The 2,943-nt window shown below is 70.7% G+C and carries 3 protein-coding genes; 2 read left to right on the top strand and 1 reads right to left on the bottom strand.

Translation table 11 applies throughout. The annotated features are described in order from the left end of the window. Positions 1-314 precede the first annotated feature (314 nt). Positions 315-2,037, top strand: a 1,723-nt coding sequence (gene glmS / locus AOK23_RS24815; RefSeq protein ID WP_240496542.1) for a glutamine--fructose-6-phosphate transaminase (isomerizing), incomplete at its 5' end; no start/stop codon positions are given. A gap of 20 nt (positions 2,038-2,057) precedes the next feature. Here glmS and AOK23_RS48025 read toward each other — a convergent pair. Continuing rightward, positions 2,058-2,210 (bottom strand): hypothetical protein, encoded by a 153-nt coding sequence (locus tag AOK23_RS48025; RefSeq protein WP_157878143.1) that lies wholly within the window; start codon positions 2,208-2,210, stop codon positions 2,058-2,060. A gap of 192 nt (positions 2,211-2,402) precedes the next feature. On the opposite strand from AOK23_RS48025, the gene AOK23_RS24810 reads away from it, so the two are divergent. Next, the gene (locus tag AOK23_RS24810) at positions 2,403-2,774 is read left to right on the top strand and encodes a holo-ACP synthase (RefSeq protein WP_055714862.1); all 372 of its coding nucleotides are present in this window, start codon (positions 2,403-2,405) and stop codon (positions 2,772-2,774) included. Positions 2,775-2,943: the final 169 nt, after the last annotated feature.

The raw sequence follows: 2,943 nt of genomic DNA, 5'->3' as shown, positions 1-2,943 counted from the left end.
GTGATCAGCCATACGTGCCGCCCACCTGCGCGGGAGTGCGCCGCGCGCGCCGGGTCACCCGATATGAGGGCTCACCCCAGACCCGATCGTCACGTACAGTCACAGAGGGCGCACAGCATGTCGCGTTCGACGGCATCACCGGAAGACGACAGCACCACCAGCGACGACATCACCGGACACCATCGGACACAGGGGTTGATATGTGCGGAATCGTGGGATACGTCGGATCACAGTCCGCGCTCGACGTGGTCCTGGCCGGGCTGAAGCGGCTGGAGTACCGGGGGTACGACTCGGCGGGCGTGGCGGTGCCGGNNGGCCGCCGCCAAGAAGGCCGGCAAGCTGGTGAACCTGGAGAAGGAGCTGGTCGGCCGTCCGCTGCCCAGCGGCTCCACCGGCATCGGCCACACCCGCTGGGCCACCCACGGCGGCCCCACCGACGTCAACGCCCACCCGCACCTGGACAACGCGGGCCGGGTCGCCGTCGTCCACAACGGCATCATCGAGAACTTCGCGACCCTGCGCGCCGAACTGACCGAGCGGGGCCACGAACTGGCCTCCGAGACGGACACCGAGGTCGTCGCCCATCTGCTCGCCGAGGAGTACTCGTCGTGCGACGACCTCGCCGAGTCGATGAGGCTGGTCTGCCGCCGTCTGGAGGGCGCGTTCACCCTTGTCGCGGTGCACGCGGACGCGCCCGACGTGGTCGTGGGCGCCCGCCGCAACTCCCCTCTGGTGGTCGGGGTGGGCGAGGGTGAGGCGTTCCTCGCGTCGGACGTCGCCGCGTTCATCGACCACACCCGCTCGGCGATCGAGCTGGGCCAGGACCAGGTGGTGGAGCTGCGGCGCGACGGCGTGACGGTGACGACGTTCGACGGCCGCCCCGCCGAGGTCCGTTCGTACCACGTCGACTGGGACGCGTCGGCCGCCGAGAAGGGCGGCTACGACTACTTCATGCTCAAGGAGATCGCCGAGCAGCCGAAGGCGGTCGCGGACACCCTGCTGGGCCGTATCGACACGGCGGGCTCACTGACACTGGACGAGGTCCGCATCTCCGACCAGGAACTGCGCGAGCTGGACAAGGTGATCATCGTCGCGTGCGGTACGGCCTTCCACGCCGGACTCATCGCCAAGTACGCCATCGAGCACTGGACGCGGGTGCCCTGCGAGGTGGAGCTGGCCAGCGAATTCCGCTACCGGGACCCCATCCTCGACCACCGCACGCTCGTCGTCGCGATCTCCCAGTCCGGCGAGACCATGGACACGCTGATGGCCGTGCGCCACGCGCGCGAACAGGGCGCCCGGGTCCTCGCGATCTGCAACACCAACGGCTCGACGATCCCCCGCGAGTCGGACGCGGTGCTCTACACCCACGCGGGCCCGGAGGTCGCCGTCGCCTCCACGAAGGCGTTCCTGACCCAGCTGGTCGCCTGCTACCTGGTCGCCCTGTATCTGGGCCAGGTGCGCGGCACCAAGTGGGGCGACGAGATCCGGGCGGTGATCCGCGATCTCTCCCGTATCTCCCGCGAGGTCGAGCGGGTCCTCGAAACGATGGAGCCGGTACGGGAGTTGGCGCGCACCCTCGCCACGAAGAACACGGTGCTGTTCCTCGGCCGCCACGTGGGCTACCCGGTGGCCCTGGAAGGCGCCCTGAAACTGAAGGAACTGGCCTACATGCACGCGGAGGGCTTCGCGGCGGGCGAACTGAAACACGGCCCGATCGCCCTGATCGAGGAGGACCTCCCGGTGGTCGTCGTGGTCCCCTCCCCCGCGGGCCGCTCCCTCCTCCACGACAAGATCGTCTCCAACATCCAGGAGATCCGCGCCCGCGGCGCCCGCACGATCGTCATCGCCGAGGAGGGCGACGAGACGGTCGCCCCCTACGCCGACCACCTCATCCGCATCCCCGCGACTCCCACGCTCCTCCAGCCCCTCGTCTCCACGGTCCCCCTCCAGGTCTTCGCCTGCGAACTGGCCACGGCCCGCGGCAACGAGGTGGACCAGCCACGCAACTTGGCGAAGTCGGTGACGGTGGAGTGACCGGAGCGGGGGTCACCGCCTCAGCGGCCCTGGTGGGGATTCGTCCTGATCCGCAGGACGAGCGAGATGGCGCCACAGGCCACCACGGCGAACACGGCACCGCCGTAGTTCTCCTGGGCGATGCTGCCGGCGGCGATCACGGAGCCGATGACGAGGGGTAAGCCGGCGGTCATGCCGTTCTTCTTCACGAGGGCCTCTCCCGAGTGGTGGGTACCGGATCGGAGCATGATCTCAACGCGCGGTGGGGCCGGGCCAGCCGATAACAGGGCGTGGCGCGCCGGGATTTGGCCGCCCGCGCCGGACGCGTGCGGGGCGGACCCGGTGTGGTGCGCCCTGCCGGGGCGGCGCGCCGTAGGGTGCAGATCATGCCCATCATCGGAGTCGGCATCGACGTCGCCGAGATCGACCGTTTCCGCGCGGCCCTGGAACGGACCCCCTCCATGGCCGAACGCCTCTTCGTGCCCGACGAGCTGCTCCTCCCGAGCGGCGAACGCCGGGGCATCGCCTCCCTCGCAGCCCGCTTCGCCGCGAAGGAGGCCCTCGCCAAGGCCCTCGGCGCGCCGGCGGGCCTCCACTGGACCGACGCGGAGGTCTACGTCGAGCCTTCCGGCCAGCCCCGCCTCCGAGTGTCCGGCACGGTGGCGGCCCGCGCGGCCACGCTCGGCGTCAAGTCCTGGCACATCTCACTGAGCCATGACGCGGGGGTGGCCTCAGCGGTGGTGATCGCCGAGGGCTGAGGCCGGGGGCGCCCAGTAGCTCGGGGGCCACTGTTGTCGTGCGGGTGCGGGTGATTCGTGGTTTCTCGCGCAGTTCCCCGCGCCCCTGGAGGGACGGGCCTGCGGCCCGCCCTCCCCCGGAAGGCGTGGGCCTGCGGCCGGATGGCGCCGTCGAAAAGCACGGGGCGCA

The organism is Streptomyces torulosus (genome assembly GCF_001419765.1).
Taxonomy (GTDB): domain Bacteria; phylum Actinomycetota; class Actinomycetes; order Streptomycetales; family Streptomycetaceae; genus Streptomyces; species Streptomyces torulosus.
Note: the sequence above shows the minus strand (reverse complement) of the source record. Positions and strands in the feature narration are given on the sequence as shown.

Excerpts from the sequence above, each read along its gene's own strand:
- AOK23_RS48025 (WP_157878143.1), bottom strand. The coding sequence starts at position 2,210 with ATGACCGCCGGCTTACCCCTCGTCATCGGCTCCGTGATCGCCGCCGGC.
- AOK23_RS24810 (WP_055714862.1), top strand. The coding sequence starts at position 2,403 with ATGCCCATCATCGGAGTCGGCATCGACGTCGCCGAGATCGACCGTTTC.